20 protein-coding genes are annotated in these 22,101 nt (G+C 60.0%); 17 read left to right on the top strand and 3 right to left on the bottom strand.

The annotated features are described in order from the left end of the window. Window positions 1–9: 9 nt before the first annotated feature. Complete coding sequence (locus H586_RS0112140) at window positions 10–1,152, bottom strand: TOBE domain-containing protein (RefSeq protein ID WP_051364011.1); 1,143 nt, start codon at window positions 1,150–1,152, stop codon at window positions 10–12. A 141-nt stretch (window positions 1,153–1,293) separates the two neighbouring features. Between H586_RS0112140 and modA the strand changes: the two genes are divergently transcribed. Genes modA through H586_RS0112125 form a run of 3 tightly spaced genes read left to right on the top strand, consistent with a single transcriptional unit; the run spans window position 1,294 to window position 3,468 of the window. Then, window positions 1,294–2,064 carry a molybdate ABC transporter substrate-binding protein gene (gene modA / locus H586_RS0112135; RefSeq protein WP_027182166.1) on the top strand — a complete coding sequence of 257 codons (771 nt, stop codon included), beginning with the start codon at window positions 1,294–1,296 and terminating at the stop codon, window positions 2,062–2,064. Between the two features lies 1 nt (window position 2,065). Further along, window positions 2,066–2,740 carry a molybdate ABC transporter permease subunit gene (gene modB / locus H586_RS0112130; RefSeq protein WP_011369211.1) on the top strand — a complete coding sequence of 225 codons (675 nt, stop codon included), beginning with the start codon at window positions 2,066–2,068 and terminating at the stop codon, window positions 2,738–2,740. Continuing rightward, window positions 2,737–3,468 (top strand): ATP-binding cassette domain-containing protein, encoded by a 732-nt coding sequence (locus H586_RS0112125; protein WP_011369212.1) that lies wholly within the window; start codon window positions 2,737–2,739, stop codon window positions 3,466–3,468. The genes modB and H586_RS0112125 overlap by 4 nt, the downstream gene beginning before the upstream one ends. Before the next feature lie 152 nt (window positions 3,469–3,620). On the opposite strand, the gene H586_RS0112120 is transcribed toward H586_RS0112125, so the two are convergent. After that, window positions 3,621–3,998 carry a winged helix-turn-helix domain-containing protein gene (locus H586_RS0112120; RefSeq protein WP_011369213.1) on the bottom strand — a complete coding sequence of 126 codons (378 nt, stop codon included), beginning with the start codon at window positions 3,996–3,998 and terminating at the stop codon, window positions 3,621–3,623. Window positions 3,999–4,428: 430 nt separating this feature from the next. Between H586_RS0112120 and H586_RS0112115 the strand changes: the two genes are divergently transcribed. From H586_RS0112115 to H586_RS0112075, 9 genes are all read left to right on the top strand, one after another. After that, window positions 4,429–5,610 carry an iron-containing alcohol dehydrogenase gene (locus tag H586_RS0112115; protein WP_027182165.1) on the top strand — a complete coding sequence of 394 codons (1,182 nt, stop codon included), beginning with the start codon at window positions 4,429–4,431 and terminating at the stop codon, window positions 5,608–5,610. A gap of 115 nt (window positions 5,611–5,725) precedes the next feature. Continuing rightward, window positions 5,726–6,283: a 4Fe-4S dicluster domain-containing protein gene (locus H586_RS0112110; protein WP_051364010.1), complete on the top strand. Its 558-nt coding sequence runs from the start codon at window positions 5,726–5,728 to the stop codon at window positions 6,281–6,283. Further along, window positions 6,280–7,206 (top strand): CoB--CoM heterodisulfide reductase iron-sulfur subunit B family protein, encoded by a 927-nt coding sequence (locus H586_RS0112105; RefSeq protein ID WP_027182163.1) that lies wholly within the window; start codon window positions 6,280–6,282, stop codon window positions 7,204–7,206. Before H586_RS0112110 ends, H586_RS0112105 begins: the two co-directional genes overlap by 4 nt. Then, window positions 7,203–9,161 (top strand): CoB--CoM heterodisulfide reductase iron-sulfur subunit A family protein, encoded by a 1,959-nt coding sequence (locus H586_RS0112100; protein WP_011369217.1) that lies wholly within the window; start codon window positions 7,203–7,205, stop codon window positions 9,159–9,161. The genes H586_RS0112105 and H586_RS0112100 overlap by 4 nt, the downstream gene beginning before the upstream one ends. Next, window positions 9,149–9,613 carry a hydrogenase iron-sulfur subunit gene (locus H586_RS0112095; RefSeq protein ID WP_011369218.1) on the top strand — a complete coding sequence of 155 codons (465 nt, stop codon included), beginning with the start codon at window positions 9,149–9,151 and terminating at the stop codon, window positions 9,611–9,613. Before H586_RS0112100 ends, H586_RS0112095 begins: the two co-directional genes overlap by 13 nt. Window positions 9,614–9,629: 16 nt before the next feature. Then, window positions 9,630–10,592: a 4Fe-4S dicluster domain-containing protein gene (locus H586_RS0112090; RefSeq protein ID WP_011369219.1), complete on the top strand. Its 963-nt coding sequence runs from the start codon at window positions 9,630–9,632 to the stop codon at window positions 10,590–10,592. After that, window positions 10,592–11,680, top strand: coding sequence for a 4Fe-4S dicluster domain-containing protein (locus H586_RS0112085; RefSeq protein WP_027182162.1), 1,089 nt, complete (start codon window positions 10,592–10,594; stop codon window positions 11,678–11,680). Before H586_RS0112090 ends, H586_RS0112085 begins: the two co-directional genes overlap by 1 nt. Beyond that, window positions 11,673–12,512: an FAD/NAD(P)-binding protein gene (locus H586_RS0112080; RefSeq protein ID WP_011369221.1), complete on the top strand. Its 840-nt coding sequence runs from the start codon at window positions 11,673–11,675 to the stop codon at window positions 12,510–12,512. The genes H586_RS0112085 and H586_RS0112080 overlap by 8 nt, the downstream gene beginning before the upstream one ends. A 100-nt stretch (window positions 12,513–12,612) precedes the next feature. Continuing rightward, window positions 12,613–13,413 carry a hypothetical protein gene (locus tag H586_RS0112075; protein ID WP_027182161.1) on the top strand — a complete coding sequence of 267 codons (801 nt, stop codon included), beginning with the start codon at window positions 12,613–12,615 and terminating at the stop codon, window positions 13,411–13,413. 70 nt (window positions 13,414–13,483) lie between these two features. Here the strand turns inward: H586_RS0112075 and H586_RS0112070 are convergent, their stop codons facing one another. Further along, entirely contained in the window at window positions 13,484–13,678 is a 195-nt protein-coding gene (locus tag H586_RS0112070) for a hypothetical protein (RefSeq protein ID WP_011369223.1), read from the bottom strand. Between the two features lie 350 nt (window positions 13,679–14,028). On the opposite strand from H586_RS0112070, the gene H586_RS0112065 reads away from it, so the two are divergent. The 5 genes from H586_RS0112065 to H586_RS0112045 all read left to right on the top strand — a co-directional run bounded on the left by H586_RS0112065 (window position 14,029) and on the right by H586_RS0112045 (window position 22,049). Then, the gene (locus H586_RS0112065; protein WP_027182160.1) at window positions 14,029–15,171 is read left to right on the top strand and encodes an iron-containing alcohol dehydrogenase; all 1,143 of its coding nucleotides are present in this window, start codon (window positions 14,029–14,031) and stop codon (window positions 15,169–15,171) included. Next, window positions 15,171–16,403 (top strand): ATP-binding protein, encoded by a 1,233-nt coding sequence (locus H586_RS0112060; RefSeq protein WP_011369225.1) that lies wholly within the window; start codon window positions 15,171–15,173, stop codon window positions 16,401–16,403. The genes H586_RS0112065 and H586_RS0112060 overlap by 1 nt, the downstream gene beginning before the upstream one ends. Further along, window positions 16,396–17,739, top strand: a complete 1,344-nt coding sequence (locus tag H586_RS0112055; RefSeq protein WP_011369226.1) for a sigma-54-dependent transcriptional regulator — start codon at window positions 16,396–16,398, stop codon at window positions 17,737–17,739. Before H586_RS0112060 ends, H586_RS0112055 begins: the two co-directional genes overlap by 8 nt. 452 nt (window positions 17,740–18,191) lie before the next feature. Then, complete coding sequence (locus H586_RS0112050; protein WP_011369227.1) at window positions 18,192–19,217, top strand: molybdopterin-binding protein; 1,026 nt, start codon at window positions 18,192–18,194, stop codon at window positions 19,215–19,217. Window positions 19,218–19,325: 108 nt separating this feature from the next. Beyond that, on the top strand, window positions 19,326–22,049 hold the full coding sequence (locus tag H586_RS0112045; protein WP_011369228.1) for a molybdopterin-dependent aldehyde oxidoreductase: 2,724 nt from the start codon (window positions 19,326–19,328) through the stop codon (window positions 22,047–22,049). The last annotated feature ends 52 nt before the right edge of the window (window positions 22,050–22,101 follow it).

Here is a 22,101-nt window from a genome sequence, read left to right as displayed (position 1 = left end):
AGCCGTTTCTTACACGGTATGCAGCACCACGGAGAGCGGTTTAAAAAAAAATTCCGCGGTCATACCCTTTACGCCGGGTGCTGCCACATCCTGCCCCGCGCCTGCTTCCGAAGATACCAGCCCCATGCGTTCGGCATCAGAAATGGAAAGCAGCGCGCACAGCTGGGTGCCGTCGGCGCAGGCTCCCATGACTTCGGCCATCACACCGGAGCTGCGGACCTGCGTGACGGCGGCCGTCATGCAGTTGGGCCGCCCGCTGCCGCCCGTATCCCCATCTGCGCTGCCGGGTGCGCACAGCCGCACATCGACATAGGGCGCCTTTACCGTTGCCCCCACAGGGCTGTCCGGTTCCAGCTCCAGCGCGCGCAGACTCTCCATGGTGATAAGCGCCGAAACGGTATGCCCTCCCACCGTGCACAGACTGACCTCGGCCATGATCGCATCTGTTCTGATGGCGCTCACATGCCCTCTGAAGCTGTTTCGCGCACTGCTGCGTTCTCCCGCATCCATGGCCAGACGCCGCACGATGGCACGCATGTCACCCGATGAATAGTTCTGCAGCACCGCAGCCAGATCAGCGGATGCCTGCCCCAGCACTTCGCGCACCACGGCCAGCGGCACACCGCTACGCAGCAGTTCCACGGCGCGGGTATTGCGCAGCACACGCGGCGTGGCCATGTCTCTGGGCACGCCGCACTCCTCTGCGCGGGCATAAAAAACGCGGCGCACATACCCCTGGTCAACGCCGAAAGGATACTCCCCGAACCCGCCGCCCGAAACACCGTTCAGCAGCCGGTCGATTTCACGGCACAAGGCACGGGGCAGCGGCACCTCCCGCATTCTGCCGTTGTGCCCGAAGCGCGCGCTTCCCGTCTGCAGACAGACGTCGGTGCGGACATCAAGCGCCTGCACCTCGCCGAGGCGCGCTCCCGTATGGCGCAACAGCTGAAAAAGCAGCCACATGCGCCCGCGCGAAATTTCGGCATGCGGGGTTGCGGCCGCGGCACGCCAGCGGCTGAACGCCTGTTCCAGCCGCAAAAGCTGCTCCGCATCCAGCAGCTTGACCCCCTCCGGCACCACAAAAAGTGCATGCGGCGCTATTCTGCCGCCCGCCGGACGGCCGGACCGTACTGTTGTGCCGGTTGTCGTCATGGCTGCTCCCGTAAACTGGTTTTGTCACGATTTTCAGGGCATTCGTGACCGCGTTGGCAGACGATACACAACTTCGTAAGTGCGTACATGCAGTAAATACATACTCGCACTTCTGCACACGCATCAAGGAGGATTCATCCCATGCTGTCACGTCTGTACGCTCTGCCGGCACGCCTGCTGGCCCCGCTCTGCCTGCCCCTCTGCCTGACCCTGTGTCTGCTGGCAGCCCCCGCCGGCGCGCAGGACCTGCTGATGGCGCAGGCCGCCAACTTCATGCCCGCCATGGAAGAAATTCTGCCCGCCTTCGAAGCCGCCACAGGCATCAAAGGGCACGCCGTATATTCCTCCACAGGCAAACTGTACGCCCAGATTTCCAACGGAGCACCGTTTGACGTTTTTCTGGCCGCAGACGAGGCACGACCGGCCAAGCTGGCCGCCGAAGGCAAATCGGAAGCACCTTTTGTCTATGCGCGCGGCAAGGTGGTGCTCTGGCTGCCGCAGCCGGGCGTGACCGCCGCCGACTGGCAGCAGTGCCTGCAGCGCGATACCATACAGCGCATCGCCGTGGCCAACCCCGAATCCGCCCCCTACGGCGCGGCTGCCGTGGCAGCGCTGAACAAGGCAGGGCTGTTTGAAACCGTCAGTCCCCGTCTTGCCTATGCACAATCCATCGCACAGGTTTTCCAGTTTGCTTCCTCCGGCGCGGCCGATGCCGGATTCTGCGCGCTGTCGTCTACTCTGACGGAACAGGGCCGCACCGGCACAACCTTTGCCGTGCCGCAGGCACCGTCCGTCATTCAGGCCGCGTGCATCCTGAAAAGCGCTCCGAATCCGCAGGCTGCCGCCAGATTTGTCGAATTCCTCAATTCGCCTCTGGTCGCTGAAATCAAGGCAAAATACGGATACGAATAGCATGCTGGAAGCGGTACCCGCCATAGCAGACCCGCTGTACCTTTCGGTCAAGCTGGCATTCTTCACCACGCTGTTCATTCCCGTGGCAGCGCTGCCGCTGGCGTGGCTGTTCGCCTTCCGCCGGTTTGCCGGTAAAAGTCTGGCCGAGGCCTTTGTGGCCCTGCCCATGGTTCTGCCCCCCACGGTGCTGGGTTTCTGGCTGCTTGTGGTCATGGGCCCCAACGGATTCATGGGGCAGGCGTGGCAGGCGGTTTTCAACGAACGGCTGATTTTCAGCTTTCCCGCCATTCTGCTGGCATCCGTGGTGTACAACATGCCTTTTGCGGTGCAGCCGCTGCGGGCCACCTTTGAAAAAATGGACAGAAGACTGCTGGAATGTTCCGCCGTACTGGGGCTTTCGCCGCTTGCCACATTCCGCAGGGTCATTCTGCCCAACAGCCTGCCGGGGCTTGCCGCCTCTTCCGTGCTGGTGTTCGCCCACAGTCTGGGTGAATTCGGCGTCATCCTGATGGTGGGCGGCAGCATGCCGGGCACCACAAAAGTGGCATCCATCGCCATATACGAAGCCGTGGAAGCGCTGCGCTATGACGATGCCTTTCTGCTGTGTCTGGCGCTGGTACCCGCCAGCTTCATCGTGCTGCTGGCCGTAAACAGAATGAACAGGAGCCTGCAATGACTCTGGACGCCCGCATCTGCAAAACGCTGCCCCACTTCACGCTGGACGTTGCCATGACATGCCCCTGCGGTCACCTTACAGCCGTTGTGGGGCCGTCAGGTGCGGGCAAGACCACATTCATACGCTGCCTTGCAGGGCTGGAACAACCCGATGAAGGCCATGTGAAGCTGAACGGCACGGTGTGGTGCGACACAGCCGCGGGCACTTTTATGCCGGTGCGCTGCAGACAGCTGGGATTTGTGTTTCAGGACTATCCCCTGTTTCCGCACCTTGATGTACTGGGCAATGTATCGTTTGCCACCGGAGACAAAAAACAGGCCCGTGAACTGCTGGCACGCATGGGCATAGCCCATCTGGCAGCCCAGCGCCCCTCTGCCGTTTCCGGCGGCGAAAAACAGCGCGTGGCCCTGTGTCAGGCTCTGGCACGCCGTCCGCGCATGCTGCTGCTGGACGAGCCTTTTTCCGCGCTGGATGTGGATACCCGCCGCAGCCTGCGGCAGACCATGCTGGAATTGAAAAATGAGCTGGACATACCCATCGTGCACGTGACGCACGATCTGGAAGAAGCAGCCATGCTGGGCGACACCGTCATCGCCGTCAATGCGGGCATACCGGATGAGCAGTGGCTTGGCCGCAACATGCCCGCCCCGCGGCGGCACACCACGGCACCGGCCGCCCGCAGCGCCGCCTGCGGCGCCTCGCTGAGGACAGCGCCGGTCAGCCTGTGAAAACGCATCGCATCCTCCGTCCGGCATCTGTCAGGCGGAAGACCTGCGGGCCGGAGCATTGTGCTCCGGCCCGCATATATACCTGTTACCGGCAATATGACACCTGCATGCCGCAGCATTCCGTCAGCCACGGCACAGCAGCAGCCCCAATGTCAGCGTTCCGCCGTTCCCCCGCGGCGGCAGGCCGGCAGCCCGCCGAACAACTCGCCGAAACGCCGTTGCGCTTCTTCTTCCAGAGAACGCGCAAGCTGCTCATAAGCTTCCAGATAGGCCCTGCCGTCCGCCGAAAGCTCATACCCCGATTTATTGCCGCCGCGCTTCACCAGCACATCGGTGCCCAGCCGTTCTTCAATCTTGCGTATGCGGCCCCATGCGGCGCGGTACGACATGCCCAGAGCCTTGGCGGCACCCGCCAGCGACCCCGTCTGATTCACTCCGCGCAGCAGCGCGGCACTGCCCATGCCGAAGGCGTTTTTACCGTCTTTTTCAATCCACAGCTTCATCTTCAGCTGCGGGGTACTGTGTTCCATGCGTTATTTCCTCCTTCAGCAACCGTGTCCGCCGCACAACATGCGCGTGTACCGTTCCGGCTGCTTACCACCGGCGCAGCAGCTTTCCAAGGGCCGTCACCGCGGCACGGCCTGATACCGTCCGCACAGCCTCCGGCCGGGGTGACTATTTGACTCAAACAGCGGGAACACATGTATCAGAATGAAACACACGTCCGCAGCGGCGTTATATCGGCCTTCTGTGCTGTCCGGGGGTCAAATGGACACAACCGGCACTTTTTTCACGTCCGGACCGGCCCAGAGGTATAACAGGTATAAAATACATAACTGCATGTTTTAATGCACTATATAACTTTGGCCCGTTCCTTGCCTATGGGAGAGCAACACTAATGCTCACGGCAAAGTCCACAGTTTTGCCACCAACACACAAACGGTAAGGATGGATAAAGTTATGGCAGTACGTGAAGAAGTTTACGGCTTTTTTATTCCCAGCGTCACCCTGATGGGCATCGGTAGCCACAAGGAAATCCCGGCCAAGATCAAGGCTCTGGGCGGCAAGAAGCCTCTGCTCGTAACTGACAAAGGTATCACCAAGGTCGGCCTGACCGAAAAAATCGTCAAGCTGCTGAAAGACAACAAAATGGACTGCGTTGTCTACGATGAAACCATTCCCAACCCCACCGATGAAAACGTGCATGCCGGCGTGGACGTGTACAAGAAAAACAAGTGCGACTCGCTGATCACTCTGGGCGGCGGCAGCTCCCACGACTGCGGCAAGGGTATCGGCCTTGTGGTCGCCAACGGCGGCAAAATTCATGATTTCGAAGGCGTGGACAAGTCCACCAAGCCCATGCCCCCCTACGTTGCCGTGAACACCACGGCGGGCACCGCCTCTGAAATGACCCGCTTCTGCATCATCACCGACACCTCCCGCAAGGTCAAAATGGCCATCGTCGACTGGCGTGTTACTCCCACCATCGCCCTTGACGACCCGCTGCTGATGATGGGCATGCCCCCCGCACTGACCGCAGCCACCGGCATGGACGCCCTGACCCACGCCGTGGAAGCCTATGTTTCCACCATTGCCACCCCCATGACCGACGCCTGCGCCGAAAAAGCCATCAAGCTTATCTTCCAGCACCTGCGTGCCGCAGTGGCCAACGGACAGGACGTGGTAGCCCGCGAAGGCATGTGCTACGCCCAGTACCTTGCCGGTATGGCGTTCAACAACGCAAGCCTGGGGCATGTGCACGCCATGGCGCACCAGCTGGGCGGTTTCTACGACCTGCCGCACGGCGAATGCAACGCCATCCTGCTGCCCCACGTGGAAAAATTCAACCTGATAGCCAAGGTTGAGCGCTTTGCCGAAATGGCCCGCTGGATGGGCGAAAACACCGAAGGCCTGAGCCCCCGCGCCGCAGCCGAAAAGTGCCTCGACGCCATCCGCCAGCTTTCCGCCGACGTGGGTATCCCCTCCGGCCTTATCGAGCTGGGCAAGCGCTACGGCAAGGATGTGAAGGAATCTGATATTCCGACCATGACCGCCAACGCCCAGAAGGACGCCTGCGGTCTTACCAACCCCCGCTGCCCCACCGATGCCGACGTGATGGCCATCTACAAGGCTGCTCTGTAACGCCTGCTTACAGCGGGGGAAAACCCCTTTTTCTCCCGCTGCCCTGCATATCCGCAGAACCCGCCGCCGGGGTCATCCTTGGCCCCGGCGGTAATCTTTCCGGAGAAATATACCCATGCGAGACGACCGTACCATCCGTCGTTGCGATGCCGCGTTCACACAAAGCGTGCAGCAGCAGAGCGAGCAGAACATGGCACTGTGCTACCAGTGCGGCAACTGCACGGCGGGGTGCCCCGTGGCACGCGCCAGCAGCACGCCGGTGACGCAGGTCATGCGCCTTGTGCAGGCAGGTCAGCGCGAGGCCGCACTGGAGGCCGATTCCATATGGCTTTGCGCCTCATGCGAAACATGCACCACTCGCTGCCCCAATGATATCGACGTGGCACGCGTCATGGATGTGCTGCGTCATATGGCCCGCCGTGAAAATCATGTGGCCGAAAAAAACATACGTGATTTCTGGGACGCCTTTCTCGAGTCCGTCGAAAAACACGGACGCGTGTACGAGGTAGGCCTCATGGCCGCATATGTGCGTAAAACTGGCCGGTTCTGGACCGACGCAGATCTTGCTCCGGCGGCGCTGGGCAAGGGCAAACTTCCCCTCAGGCCGCATCCGGTGACCGACAAGGAAGCCATAAGACAAATTTTCAGACGTTACAGAGAGCGTTCGGCATGAGCACATTCACCTACGCCTACTATCCGGGCTGCTCCGCCATGGGCACCTCGGCGGAATATGAAGCATCCACCCGCGCCCTGTGCAGCAGGCTGGGCATAACACTGATGGAAATACCCGACTGGAACTGCTGCGGCTCCACTCCGGCCCATGCCACAGACCACACACTGGCCGGAGCACTGGTGGCGCGCAACCTGATGCTGGCCGAACAGATGCCTGATGTGCGCGGCATCATCACCCCGTGCCCCAGCTGTCTGAAAAATCTCAAGACCACCCAGCACCGCCTGCAGCGGCCCGCTTACAGGGCAGGCATTGAAGCCCTGCTGGATTACCCCGTGCAAAGCACGCTGCCCGTCAAATCAGTGCTGCAGGTCATTGCCGAAGATTTCGGCCCGCAGCGGGTTCAGGAACATGTCACCCGGCCGCTCACCGGCATGAAGGTGGCTCCGTATTACGGCTGTCTCATGTCGCGCCCTCCGGATGTCATGGCGTTTGACGATCATGAAAACCCCGTGGCGCTGGACGGACTGCTGGCGGCACTGGGAGCCACGGTGGTGCCCTATGCCATGAAAGTGGACTGCTGCGGCGCCTCGCTTGCGCTGACACGCCGCGACATTGTCACCTCGCTTTCATGCCGGCTGCTTGATGCCGCGGCCGAAGCCGGCGCGCATGCCATGGCGACGGCCTGTCCCATGTGCCAGATGAATCTGGACATGCGCCAGCAGCAGATAAACAGAGACAACGGCACGCAGTTTCATATGCCTGTCTTTTATTACACGCAGCTGGTGGGCCTTGCCACCGGATACACCGCGGCGGAAATGGGGCTGGACAAGCTGTGCGTCAGCCCGGCAGGCGCCCTTGCCTGCATAACCCCCGCCGCGGGGCCGGACACCGCACCGGCGCAACCACGGGAGGCCGGAGCATGAACATAGGTGTTTTCGTCTGCCACTGCGGCAGCAACATTGCCGGCACCGTGGATACGGAAAAAGTGGCCGAGGCCGCGCGCATGTATCCCGAAGTCCGCTTTGCCACCGATACAATGTACGCCTGTTCCGAACCGGGGCAGGAGGGCATCATATCCGCCATCCGCGAACACGGGCTGGACGGCGTGGTGGTGGCGTCATGCACGCCGCGCATGCACGAGGCCACTTTCCGCCGCACGCTGGAACGGGCGGGGCTGAACCGCTACATGTTCGAAATGGCAAACATCCGCGAACATGTTTCATGGATCGGCAAAGACATGGAAGCCAACACGTCCAAGGCCATGGACCTTGTACGCATCGCGGTGGAAAAACTGCGCCGCAACACCCCGCTGCATCCCCGCAAATTTGACATAAACAAACGCGTCATGGTCATCGGCGGCGGCGTGGCCGGTATTCAGGCCGCACTGGACTGCGCCGAAGGCGGGCTTGAGGTGGTGCTGGTGGAGCGCGAGCCCACCATCGGCGGCAAAATGGCCAAGCTGGACAAGACATTCCCCACCGTGGACTGTTCCAGCTGCATCCTCGGCCCCAAAATGGTGGACATTGCCCAGCACCCCAACATCACGCTGTACGCTCTTTCAGAAGTGGAAAGCGTGAACGGGTTCGTGGGCAATTTCAGCGTGAACATACGCAGAAAGGCCGCCTATGTGGACTGGTCGCTGTGCACCGGCTGCGGTGCCTGCGAAGAAAAATGCCCCGCGCGCAAAACGTATGACAAATTCAATGAAGGCATAGGCCGCACCACGGCCATCAAGATAGCCTTTCCGCAGGCCATACCCAAAAAGGCCGTCATCACACCGGAAACATGCATCATGCTGACCAAAGGCAAGTGCGGAAACTGCGCCAAGGTCTGCCCCGCAGGGGCCATTCAGTTTGACCAGAAGGACAGCATTGTCACGGAAGAAGTGGGAGCCATCATCGCCGCCACGGGGTATGACCTGTTTGACCACACCGCACTGGGGCAGTACGGCGGCGGACGCTACGCCGATGTCATCACCTCGCTGCAGTATGAACGCATGCTCTCGGCATCCGGTCCCACGGGCGGGCACGTCAAGCGGCCGTCAGACGGCGCCGAACCGAAAAACATCGTCTTCATCCAGTGCGCCGGTTCGCGCGACAAGTCCATCGGCCGCCCCTACTGTTCGGGGTTCTGCTGCATGTATACGGCCAAACAGGCCATTCTGACAAAAGATCACATTCCCGACTCCCAGTCCTATGTCTTTTACATGGACATCCGCTCACCGGGCAAAATGTACGACGAGTTCACCCGCCGAGCCATGGAGGAATACGGTGCCCGCTACATACGCGGCCGCGTTTCCGCCATCCAGCCCAGGGGCGGCAGATATCTGGTGAAGGGCGCGGACACGCTGCTGGGCAATCAGGTGGAAATCGAAGCCGACATGGTGGTGCTGGCCGTAGGTGTGGAATCGGCCAAGGGCGCCTCTGAACTGGCTGAAAAACTGCGCATCTCCTACGACAGCTACGGCTTTTTCATGGAAGGCCATCCCAAGCTGAAGCCCGTGGAAACCAACACCGCAGGTGTGTATCTGGCCGGTTCCTGTCAGGGCCCCAAGGATATCCCCTCTTCCGTGGCACAGGGCGGCGCCGCCGCCAGCAAAGTGCTCAGCCTGTTCTCCAGAGACAAGCTGGAAAGCGACCCGCAGGTTTCCGCCGTATCGCTGCTGCGATGCGTAGGATGCGGCAAATGCAGGGAAACGTGTCCGTTCGGTGCCATCGAAATGACCGAATTCCGCGGCATGCCCAAAGCCTCCGTGGTGGAAACCGTGTGTCAGGGATGCGGCATATGCGCCGTCACCTGCCCTCAGGGTGCCATTCAGCTGCAGCATTTCACAGACAACCAGATACTTGCCGAGGTCAACGCCCTATGCCGGTACTAGAAGGAAAAGAACTGCGCATCATCGGATTTCTGTGCAACTGGTGCTCCTACGGCGGTGCCGACACCGCAGGCGTGGGACGGTTTGCCCAGCCCACTGACCTGCGCATCGTGCGGCTGCCCTGCACGGGCCGCATCAACCCGCTGTTCATTGTGCGCGCCCTGCTGAACGGCACCGACGGGGTGCTCGTTTCAGGCTGCCACCCGCGCGACTGTCACTACACGGCGGGCAACTTTTACGCCCGCAGACGTATGGAAGTGCTCAAGGCGCTGCTGCCGGTGCTGGGCATAGACCCGCTCCGGTTCGAGTACACATGGGTCTCCGCTTCAGAGGGCAACCGCTGGCAGACGGTGGTGCGGGAATTCACCGCCCAGATTCACGGACTGGGGCCTGCTCCCGCCTTTGCGCAGGAAGCTTCCGAACAGGCACAGGCCGTTCTGAAAGCCGTCATCTAACCGCGAGGAGTACACGATGCCGCAACTTGAATCTCTGAAAGACGCCATCGCAAAGGCACTGCCCGAACTGGACGTGGTTATCGCATGGGGGCGCGGGCTGGATGCGCTGGGCGCCACGCCGCTGTTCATCACCAAGCCGGAAGACCTCGACGACATGATCCTCGGCCCCTCGTGCGTTCACAATCTTGCCACCTATCTGCCCGGTCTCAGGGACAGAAAGGTGGGCATAGTGGTCAAAGGCTGCGACAGCCGTTCTGTTATTGAACTGCTGCAGGAAGGTCTGGTGGACCGCGACAACCTGACTGTTTTCGGTTTTGCGTGCTCCGGCGTGGTCAACGTGCCGCGTCTGCGCGGTGCCGCCGACAGACACCCCGTGCAGAGCATGGAACACGGCAGCGGACAGGTGCGTCTGCAGACGGACACCGGCCCCGTAGCGCTGCCGGAAGCGGAAGCGCTGGCCGCCAAATGCCTGACGTGTACCGAGCCGGAAGCGCTCATCTGCGACCACTTTGCCGGACCGCACGGCACGGCTGAACGTGCCGCCGTCTCCGGCAACCCTCAGGGAACGCTGGAGCGGCTGGAAGCCATGGACTTTGAAAGCCGTTTCCGCTTCTGGGAACAGGAAATGAGCCGCTGCCTGCGCTGCTACGCCTGCCGCAGTGCCTGCCCGCTGTGCGTGTGTCAGGATCACTGCGCCGCACAAAGCCGCAATCCGCACTGGGTGACACAGGAAGACACCCCGCGTGAAAAACTGATGTTTCAGGCTATCCACGCCCTGCACCTTGCAGGACGGTGCACGGAATGCGGCGAATGCGAACGGGCCTGCCCCATGGATATTCCGGTGCTGGCGCTCAAGCAGGCGCTGAACAGAGAAATACACCGGCTGTTCGACTACCGCGCGGGCACAGACCCGCAGGCAACCCCGCCGCTGTTCCACTTCAAGGAAACCGAAGAGAACATCAAAGAAAGGGACTGGTGATGGCAACGACCTTGTTCATACAACGCGGCGACATTGCCGCATGGCTGGCGGACACGGCTGCCACGCACACGGTGTACGCACCGCTGCGCGACAAGACAGGCGTGCGCTTTCACCGGCTTTGCGCGCAGGACGCCGCCGCGCAGACACAGGCGCTTGAACTGGACAGACAGGCACAGACCCCGCCCAAAAACGTACTGCTACCGGCCTGCGAGACTCTGCTTGAGTTCAGCTACGCAAAGCAGGAAGACGGAAGCACCTCGCTGGACGTGCAGCCCGTCATGCCACAGGGGGCTGTACTGCTTTTCGGGCCGCGCCCCTGCGACGCACGGGCGTTCACGGTGTTTGACCGCGTATACGATGCCGGCAGGGGCAAAGATCCTTACTACACGGCGCGGCGTGCAGCCACCGTGGTGGCCTCCGTCGTCTGCACCCGTCCGGAACAGAGCTGTTTCTGCACAGCCGTGGGCGGTGCGCCCGATGATACCGAAGGCAGCGACATATTGTTCACCCCTGTGCAGGACGGCTTCATCGTGCGCCCGCTGACTCAGGCCGGCGAAGCAGTGCTGCGGCACCCGCTGTTTACCGAAGCCGCTCACAGAGAAGAGGAAGCCGCGGACGTATGCGCTGCAGCCCGCGCGGCCGTGCCTTGCGCCCCGGCCGATTTCACGGCCGCGCCGGAACCCGTGGCGGCGCTGTTCGACGATATGGAGTTCTGGCAGTCAGTCACGGCCAAATGCCTCAGCTGCGGGGCGTGCACCTATCTGTGCCCCACCTGCTACTGTTTTAACATCACGGATGAAAGCAACGGGCTGGAAGGAAGAAGACTGCGCACGTGGGATAACTGCATGTCTTTCCAGTTCACACTGGAAGGCAGCGGGCACAATCCGCGCCCGACCAAAGCCCACCGCTACCGCAACCGCATCGGACACAAGTTCAGCTATTATCCCAGAATACACGACGGGGCTCTTTCGTGCGTCGGCTGCGGCCGGTGCATCAGCTCCTGCCCCGTAACCATGGACATCCGCCGCATCGTGCACAGTGCCATGCAGCGGGCGCAATGCGCAACGCCGGAGCAAGCTCATGAATAGCCCGCAGGATAATCTGTATCTGCCCTACATGGCGACCATACAGGAAGTCGTCACCGAAACACCCGCCATCAAAACGTTCCGCGTCAGGCTGAACGACCCCGCAGCCATGGACAACTTCCAGTTTGAACCGGGGCAGGTGGGACAGCTTTCCGTCTTCGGCGCGGGAGAATCAACCTTTGTCATCAATTCGCCGCCCACCCGCAAAGAATACCTGCAGTTCAGCGTGATGAAGGTGGGCGAACTGACAGGCAAACTGCACTCATTGCGTGCCGGCGACCAGATAGGTGTGCGCGCCCCGCTGGGCAACGCCTTTCCGTACAGGCAGATGCAGGGCAAAGACATCGTTTTCATAGGTGGCGGCATCGGCATGGCACCGCTGCGCACACTGCTGCTCTACATGCTGGACAACCGCGGAGACTACGGCAAAATAACACTGCTGTACGGCGCACGCAGCCCTGCGGACATGGCGTTCAGCTATGAGCTGCCGCAATGGCTGGAACGCGACGACATGCACACGGTGCTCACGGTGGACAACCCCGCCGACGAATGGCCCCACAGAGTGGGCCTCATACCCAACATTCTGAAAGAAATGAATCCTTCGCCGCAGAATGCCGTGGCAGTCACCTGCGGACCGCCCATCATGATCAAGTTCACCATACAGGCGCTGCATGAACTCGGCTTTGCCGACGAGCAGATCATCACCACGCTGGAAAAACGCATGAAGTGCGGCGTGGGCATATGCGGCCGATGCAACATCGGCACAGAATACGTCTGTCAGGACGGGCCTGTTTTCAGCTATGCCCAGCTGAAAAAACTGCCCAACGAGCTGTAACCGCGCAACTGCCCGGAACCGCCGGCGCGGCATCCCCGCCGGCGGTTCCTGCGCCGGGCACGGGCTGCGCCATCACAACAGACTGCCGGGAGAACTAACCATGCTCTATGATGAATTCGACCGACTGGAAAGTGAATCCGCCCCCGCGGAACGCAGACCGGCCCATGCCGTACAGCGCAGCACACCCATCCTGCACAACGAGGCGGTGTTCATGCACCTGCCGCCGTCGGCGCTGCTGGCGTCGGACCTCTTTCAGGCCGTGTACGCCCGCAAAAGGCCGGTGGTCAGCAGGCTGCCGCTGGCATCCACAGATTCCGCACGTACCATGCTGTATTCCGGAGAACGCCTTGACCAGTTCGACCTTGATGTACTGCTGGCCTGCATGGAAAGCTCGGCACATACCGGCAGACGCACAGGCACCTGCGTGGGCATGATGACGGGCGGCATAGCCAGAGCCATGAAAAGGCCTGACGACCGCGCCACGCGGCGCAAAACAGCCCTTAGTCTGCAGCGCATGGCCTGCGGCCTGCTTGAAGTTTCCAACGGCAGACTGCACTACACGCTGCGCATCATCAACAGACTGCTGCTGGACAGCACTCAGGACCGCTGCGTTGTGGAATTTTCGCCGCAGGTTTTTGCCGCACTGCGCTCGCTGCCCGACATGCGGTCCTTCACCCGCAGCCGTTTTGCCCTGCGCGCCCGTTCGCTGGAACGCTGGCTGCACGGCATGGTATACGTAAGCAGCGAGATGTGTATTCCCTTTGACCAGCTGGGGCCGCTTTCCGGCGGCTGCGCCGGAAGCCGCACGGCGCTGCACGCCACGGTACGACAGCTTTGCACCGCCGGCGCATTGCCCGTACGGGGCGAAGACGAAGCAGGCATCGTCATCAGCAGAGGATGACATGAACGTGAAAGGCCTCCGGCAGCATGCTGCCGGAGGCCTGTATATGCCTGCGTGCCCTGAGGCACGGTCAGTGCACCACGGAATCATCCAGATGGTATATCTGCCTGTCCTCGGCTGCGGCATTTTCGTAATCTGCCCAGCGGTAACCGGTCTGATTCATCAGCCACTGGATGACTTCCGCCTGCGAAGCAGGCTGCCCGGGATAGTCTACGACCTCTTTTATCACATGGCCGAACACTGTTATTTCCACAGCTATTTTCATAAATCCCCCGTTGTTGCAGAAACATGCATGCGCAAAAGGCACTATTGCCACGCAGTGCAGGCACGGTCCCTCATCATTTGAATATATATTGTGCTGCATACAGGTCAACAGAACGTACGGAGACATGGCACAAAATAACGGTCTTTATAACGCGTCCGGCAGTAACTGCACTTTTACAGACGGTTGATGATTATGGTACGCCGGACACCGCGACACTGCACATGAGGGGCACGACGGATATTTATTATGTCCTGAAAAGCATAAGCAATTTTTGTTCACGGGCTTGCCCTAACGGGAGATAAGCGGGTATCAACAAGACTGATTTTCTTTATACGCTCCGAGGAGGCGGCATGTCGGTAACGAAGTTCGCTATTCCGGAAGTCATCTTCGGCAACTCCAGCCTGCGGTATCTTGCACAGTGTGCGCTGCGGCTCGGAGCAAGACGGATATTTCTGGTAAGTGATCCCGGGCTGGAAAAGGCGGGCTGGGTGCAGCACGTCATTGACATTCTTTCCGAAGACCGGCTGGAATGCGTCTATTACAACGATGTGGATTCCAACCCCCGAGACTGGCAGGTGCACGAGGGCGCCCGTCTGTACACTGAAGAACGCGCCGATCTCATCATCGGTCTCGGCGGCGGCAGCCCCATTGACGCCGCCAAGGGCATTGCCACCATTGCCAGCAACGGCGGGCGGATTCATGATTACGAGGGCGCCAACCGCATCATGCGTCCCCTGCCGCCCATGATTTTCATCCCCACCACGGCGGGCAGCGGCTCTGACATTTCACAGTACTGTATTATCACCGACGTGGAGCGGCAGCTCAAAATGTCCATCATCAGCCGTTCGCTGGTGCCCAACGTCTCCATCATAGACCCTTCTCTTCTGCTCACAAAAACCGTGGAACTGATTCTCGCTTCGGCCATAGACGCGCTGGCCCACGCGGTTGAATCCTATGTATCGCGGCTGGCTTCTCCGTTTACGGAGACGCAGGCGCTGTATGCCATCCGGCTGATCATGGAAAATCTGGAAACGGCAGCCCGCACGCGCAACCCCTCGGCACTGGAAAAGCTGAGCATCGCCAGTACCGCGGCGGGCATGTCTTTCAGCAATGCCGGGCTGGGCATAGGGCACGCGCTGGCGCACTCGCTGGGCGGACGCTACGACGTGCTGCACGGGCTGGTGCATCCGGTACTGCTGCCGCACGTCATGCGGTACAACCTGCCTGTGTGCCGCGAAAAAATGGACAACATCGCCGCCGTGGTGCTGCAAAGCTGCGACACCGCCGGAGCCGGCCGCGCACTGGAGGGCATAGAACAGCTGGAACACATGTTCCGTTCGCTGCAGGTCACCACCAGACTGCGTGATATTCTGCCCGACGACAGTCAGCTGGAGCAGATATGCAAAATGGCGGTGCCGGACGAATGCGCACTTACCAACCCGCGCGAAGCCACCTGGGCTGACCTGATGGGGATATGCAAAGAGGCCTGGTAATGAAAGGCAAAACAACCATAGAAGACCTTGTCGGCATTGAACACAGCAAGCTGAATTTTTTTCAGGAACTCCAGCAGAGCATTGAGGAACTGAAAGAAAGCAACAAGGAGCTGGAGGAACAGCGCCGCGAAACAGCCGCCATCCTTGACGGCATTACCGATGTGATGATGGTGCTTTCCGAAGACCTGCGCATCATCTCGGTAAACCATGTGTTCATGCAGCTGTTCCCCGACAGCGACCCCCACGGACAGTACTGCTACAAATACTTCAGGCATTCCCACACCCCCTGCCGCGAATGTCCCGCGTTCCGCTCGCTCAGCACGGACACGGTATGCCGCGAGACTGCCATTTTCCGCATCAACGGACGCAACATGCAGTTCGAGATGGTGGCATCGCCGCTTAAAAGCCCGTACCTGCCCGAACACCGCGTGCTCATTTTCAAACGCGATGTGACACTGGAAAAAGAATATCAGGCGAAATTCTATCAGGCCGAAAAAATGGCCACCATGGGTGTGCTGGCAGCCGGTGTCGCACACGAGATAAACAACCCCCTTACGGCGGTGACAGGCTTTGCCGAAGGCATCCGGCGTCGTCTGCCCAAGCTGCGCGGACTGGTGGATGACCAGCTGTTCACCGACTTTCAGGAATACACCGACACCATTCTCAAAGAATGTCTGCGCTGTCAGGACATCGTACAGACACTTCTGACCTTCAGCCGTCCCTCCTCGGCGGAGTTTTCGCAGCTCAGTCTCAACTCCGTGGTTTCGGAAACGGTCTGGCTGCTGCACAACCACTTCAAAAAGCATCACAACATCAAGGTCAATCTGAACCTTGACGAAACCGTACCTCATATTTTCGGCGACGAAGCCCAGCTGAAACAGGTGGTGCTCAACCTGCTGACCAATGCGCTCGACTCCATGAGCGAAACCGGAAACAAAGACCGCTGCTACTTTTCCGGCGTGCTGGCCGTGGAAACAGCCCCCTTCGGCGAAAGCGGCGCAAAACTCATTGTCAGCGACACGGGCTGCGGTATTCCGCCGGACAACATAGACAAACTTTTCGAACCCTTCTTCACCACCAAAAACGTGGGCAAGGGCATCGGCATCGGTCTTTCCACCTGTTATTCCATAGTCCGCAAGCACGGCGGCGAAATAACCGTCACAAGCACGGAAGGCAAAGGATCGCAATTCACCGTAACGCTACCCGGCAACCGCGGAGAACAACGTGTCTGACATCTACAGCATTCTGGTCATCGATGACGAAGAATCCATACTGCGACTGCTCGAACGCGAACTGACCACACAGGACCGCATTGTCCACACCGCCCAGAACGGACGCGAAGGCCGTGAAAAACTGAGCCGCCAGCGTTATGACGTTGTCATTTCCGACATCCGCCTGCCCGACGCCGACGGGCTGGACCTCATGGTCGAGCTGAAAGGCATATATCCCGACGTGGAATTCATTCTTATCACCGGACACGGCAACATAGACAACGCCGTGGAAGCCATGCGTCTGGGCGCCTACGACTATGTGACCAAACCTTTTCATCTGGACAGGGTGGAACTGGTGGTCGAACGGGCCTACCAGCGGGTATGCCTGCAGCGCGAAAACCGCAGCTTCCGCCACTCGCACAGCAGCGCGCCGCCTTCAAAGATGGTCGGTAATTCAGCAGAAATAAAACAGATACGCTATCTGGTCGGCAAAGTCGCTCCCACCGACGTTCCTGTGCTTATCACCGGCGAAAGCGGCGTGGGCAAAGATGTTGTGGCCCATTCCATTCAGGCGCTCAGCACCCGAAGCGGCAAGCCTTTTCTGGTGAAAAACTGCGCCACCCTGCAAAAAGAACTGATGCGCAGCGAACTTTTCGGCCATACCAAAGGCTCGTTCACCGGCGCCACCGACAACCGCGAAGGGCTGCTTGCCTTTGCAGACACCGGCACACTGTTTCTGGACGAAATCGGCGAACTGCCGCCGGAAGTGCAGGGCGCACTGCTGCGGGTACTGGAGGCCAAACGATACCGCCGCGTGGGCGAGAAAAGCGAGAGGCAGGTGGATATCCGCTTTCTTTTCGCCACCAGCCGCAACCTGCTGGAAGAAGTGGAGGCAGGCCGGTTCAATGACGCCCTTTTTCACCGCATCAACGTATTCAACATCTGCGTGGCACCGCTGCGCGACCGCAAAGAAGACATCCCCCTGCTTGTGGAGCATTTTCTGGGCAGACTGGGCAATGCCATGGGTCACAACGAACTGACCGTCAGTGACAAAGCCATGCAGTGCCTGCAGCACTACGACTGGCCCGGCAACGTGCGCGAGCTGCGCAACGTGCTGGAGCGCAGTATAATTCTTTCAGAAAACGGCATCATTTCAGAACGTTCACTGCCGCGCGATCTTGTGGAACGGGCTGAACAGAGCGGGCTGGAAAGCAGCATCTTTTCGCTGGAACACATGGAGCGTGAACATATCACCCGCGCTCTGGCCTTTTTTAACGGAAACAGACAGCAGGCATCCAAGGCGCTGGGCATAGGACGCAAAACCCTGTACCGCAAGCTGGAGCGTTACAATTTGTAACCGCAGAACACAAAGAATAACCTATACGCACAGGCGACTTGAAAGATGTGACAAAGTGACTCAACGGCGATATAAAACAGGGTCACAATGACACACATGATAACGTGCCAGATTATCAATGTTTTTCAGTACGACGCAGGCAGACTTTGTGCTTTTTAGCACAAATTAACGGATGACACAGCCCACGTGAAGGCATACAATAATACATAACAATGCTATATCACTAACCATATAAAACTGGCCCGTTCTTTGCGTATATACCGGCAGCCGCTGTGTGCGGCACCGGCCCCCGAAGTGCCATGTGGCACCGCAAACAACGCAGCGTCTGCCGCACGGCAGCTGCGCTGTGTGTACAGACACGTTTTGTGTCTTTTTTAAGAACAGTTCATATGCCTGCACAGGCATATGAAAAATCAGCAACGGCTCTGCCGCTCTACCGGAGACGCCTCGTCATGATGAAATCCATCCCTGTTCAGGAAGCTGTCGGCACCGTGCTCTGCCACGACCTGACCCGTATCGTTCCCGGAGAATTCAAAGGCCGCGCATTCAAAAAAGGCCATGTCATCACCGCAGAAGACATTCCCCACCTGCTGAACATCGGCAAGGAACATCTTTATGTTCTTTCGCTGGGCGACACGCACATACATGAGGATGAAGCCGCGCGGCGCATAGCCGAAGCGGCTGCCGGACCGGGCATATCTCTTTCGGAATGCAGCGAGGGCCGCATCAACTTCATCGCCGAACCGGGGCTGCTGCAGATCAACACGCAGGCGCTGGCCGCCATAAACAGCGTGCCCGACGTGGTGCTGGCCACCATGCACACCAACCAGCACATTCCCATGGCCCGGCCTGTGGCGGGTACACGCATTGTGCCGCTGGTCATAGAACGCGAACGCATAGAACAGGTGGAAGCCATCTGCGCCGCCCACTATCCGGTGGTGCAGGTCGCCCCGCTGCGTCAGTTCAGGGTGGGGGCCGTGACCACCGGCAATGAAATTCTCCACGGCCGCATCAAAGACAAATTCGGACCGGTCATGCGCAAAAAATTCGCTGCGCTCGGTTCATCCGTCATGGGACAGACCTTTGTGGGCGACGACCCGCAGGCCACCCGTGCCGCCATACTTTCGTTTGTCGCAGAAGGCGCGGACATGGTGGTGGTGACCGGCGGCATGAGTGTGGACCCCGACGACCAGACACCTGCCAGCATACGTTCCACCGGAGCCGACGTGGTGACCTACGGCTCACCCACGTTTCCGGGGGTGATGTTCATGCTGGCGTATCTGGGCGATGTGCCCGTTCTGGGGCTGCCCGGCTGCGTCATGTACTACCGCGCGAGCATTTTTGATCTGGTGGTGCCCCGTCTGCTGGCAGGGCAGCCGGTAACCAGGCAGGACATTGCCTCGCTGGCTCACGGCGGTTTCTGCGCAGGATGCGAACCGTGCAGATATCCGGTCTGCCCCTTCGGCAAGTCGGCATAAGCAGCAACATGTTCCAGACCGCCCGCTTACGGGCTTTTGGATACACATACACAGTGCCGCGGTCTGCGTGAACAGGCACCGGCACATCAATCCGCAAGGAGGATCGCGATGATCAAACGTTCGCTCATGATCAACGGAGCGCCCCGGATGGCCATTGCCAAGCCGGACACAACGCTTGCAACGTACCTGCGCGAAAGCCTGGGGCTTACCAGTGTCAAGATCGGTTGCGGAACCGGTCAGTGCGGCAGCTGCAGCGTCATTGTCGACGGCAAGGTTGTCCGCTCGTGCAGCTACAAGATGAGCCGCCTTGCCGACGGCGCGGTCATCACCACGCTGGAAGGCATAGGCACTCCCGACCACCTGCACCCCCTGCAGGTGGCATGGCTGGCCCACGGCGCCGCACAGTGCGGTTTCTGCTCGCCGGGATTCATCGTTTCCGCCAAGGCTCTGCTTGATCAGAACACCTCGCCCACCCGCGAGGATGTACGCGACTGGTTCCAGAAACATCGCAACGCCTGCCGCTGCACCGGATACAAGCCGCTGGTGGACGCCGTGATGGATGCCGCAGCTGTGCTGCGCGGCGACATGAAAGTCAACGAGCTGCTGTTCAAAATTCCCGAAGACGGACGCATCTGGGGCACCAAATACCCCCGTCCTTCCGGCATTGCCAAGGTTACCGGCACGCTGGACTACGGCGCCGATCTGGGCATAAAAATGCCCGAAGGCACCCTGCGCTGCGCTCTGGTGCAGGCCGAAGTCTCGCACGCACGCATTCTCGGCATCGACACCTCCGAAGCGGAAACCATGCCCGGCGTCGCCAAGGTTGTGACCCACAAAGACATCAAGGGCAAAAACCGCATCACCGGTCTCATCACCTTTCCCACCAACAAAGGTGACGGCTGGGATCGCCCCATCCTCTGCGATGACAAGGTATACCAGTACGGCGACGCGATAGCCATCGTATGCGCCGACACCGAAGAACACGCCAAAGCTGCTGCCGCCAAGGTCAAGGTGGATCTGGAAGTCCTGCCCGCTTACATGAGCGCTCCGGAAGCCATGGCCGAAGACGCCATGGAAATTCATCCCGGCACCCCCAACGTGTACTTTGAACAGAAAATCGCCAAGGGCGAGGAAACAGCATCCTACTTTGAAAAAGCCGATGTGGTGGCCGAAGGCGACTTCTATGTGGGCCGTCAGCCCCATATGCCCATCGAGCCCGACGTGGGTTTTGCCTTCTTCAACGAAGACGGCAAGCTGTGCATCCATTCCAAGTCCATCGGCCTGCACCTGCACCTGTACATGATCGCTCCCGGTCTGGGCATTGAACCCGAAAACGTCATCATGGTGCAGAACCCCGCAGGCGGCACCTTCGGCTACAAGTTCAGCCCCACCATGGAAGCGCTGGTCGGCGCGGCATGCATGGCCACCGGCAAGCCCGTATACCTTAACTACACATGGTACCAGCAACAGACCTACACCGGCAAACGCTCGCCTTTCTTCATGAATGTGCGTTTTGCTGCCGACAAGCAGGGCAAGCTGCTTGCCATGGAAAGCGACTGGTCGGTGGACCACGGTCCCTATTCCGAATTCGGCGACCTGCTGACCCTGCGCGGCGCACAGTTCATCGGTGCCGGCTACGACATTCCCAACATCCGCGGCGAAGGCCGCACCGTCTGCACCAACCACGCATGGGGTTCGGCATTCCGCGGCTACGGTTCGCCCCAGAGTGAGTTCGCCTCTGAAGTGCTTATGGACATGCTGGCCGAAAAACTGGGCATGGATCCGCTGGAACTGCGCTACAAAAACGCATACCGCCCCGGAGCCACCACGCCCACCGGCCAGAATCCCGAAGTATTCAGCCTGCCCGACATGCTTGACACCGCGCGGCCCAAGTACAAGGCCGCACTGGAAAAAGCAGCCAAAAACAGCACCGCCGAAGTAAAACGCGGTGTGGGTATATCGCTGGGCGTTTACGGCTGCGGTCTTGACGGCCCCGACACCGCCGAAGTCGATGCAGAACTGCATCCCGACGGCACCGTCAGCATCTACACCACATGGCACGACCACGGACAGGGTGCCGACATCGGCGCGCTGACCACCGCCCACGAGGCGCTGCGCCCGCTGGGCATCGCTCCTGAAAACATCAAGCTGGTGCTCAACGATACCGAATTCTGCCCCAACGGCGGCCCCGCAGGCGGCAGCCGCTCGCAGGTTGTGGTGGGACGCGGCATAAAAGCGGCATGTGAGCTGCTGCTCGGCGGCATGCGCAAGAGCGACGGCACCTACCGCACCTATCAGGAAATGGTCGATGAAAAGATAGCCACCAAGTACAACGGTAAATGGACAGCCCCCTGCACCGACTGCGACACCAACGGTCAGGGCAACCCCTTTGCCGTGTACATGTACGGCATCTTCATGGCCGAAGTGGCCGTGGAAGTGGCCACCGGCAAGACCACCGTGGAAAAAATGACCATGATCGCCGACGTGGGCAAAATCGTGAACAAGCTGGCCGTGGACGGACAGATGTACGGCGGTGTTGCTCAGGCCATCGGTCTGGCCCTCACTGAAGACTTCGAAGACATCAAAAAGCACTCCACCATGAAGGGTGCGGGCTTCCCCTACATCAAGCAGGTGCCCGATGAAATCGAACTGATCTACCACGAATCGGACCGGCCTGAAGGGCCCTTCGGCGCAGCGGGTGTGGGCGAACTGCCGCTCACCTGCCCCCATGCAGCCGTGATCAACGCCATATACAACGCATGCGGCGTACGCATCACCCGACTGCCGGCCCTGCCGGAAAAGGTGCTTGCAGGCCTGCAGGCCAAGGCATAGCGTAACAGATACCATGCAGACGGCCCCCGCTCAGGGGCGGGGGCCGTCCTTT

The sequence above is a fragment of the Oleidesulfovibrio alaskensis DSM 16109 genome (assembly GCF_000482745.1).
GTDB lineage: Bacteria > Desulfobacterota > Desulfovibrionia > Desulfovibrionales > Desulfovibrionaceae > Oleidesulfovibrio > Oleidesulfovibrio alaskensis.
This window is presented reverse-complemented; position numbering and strand designations above follow the sequence as displayed.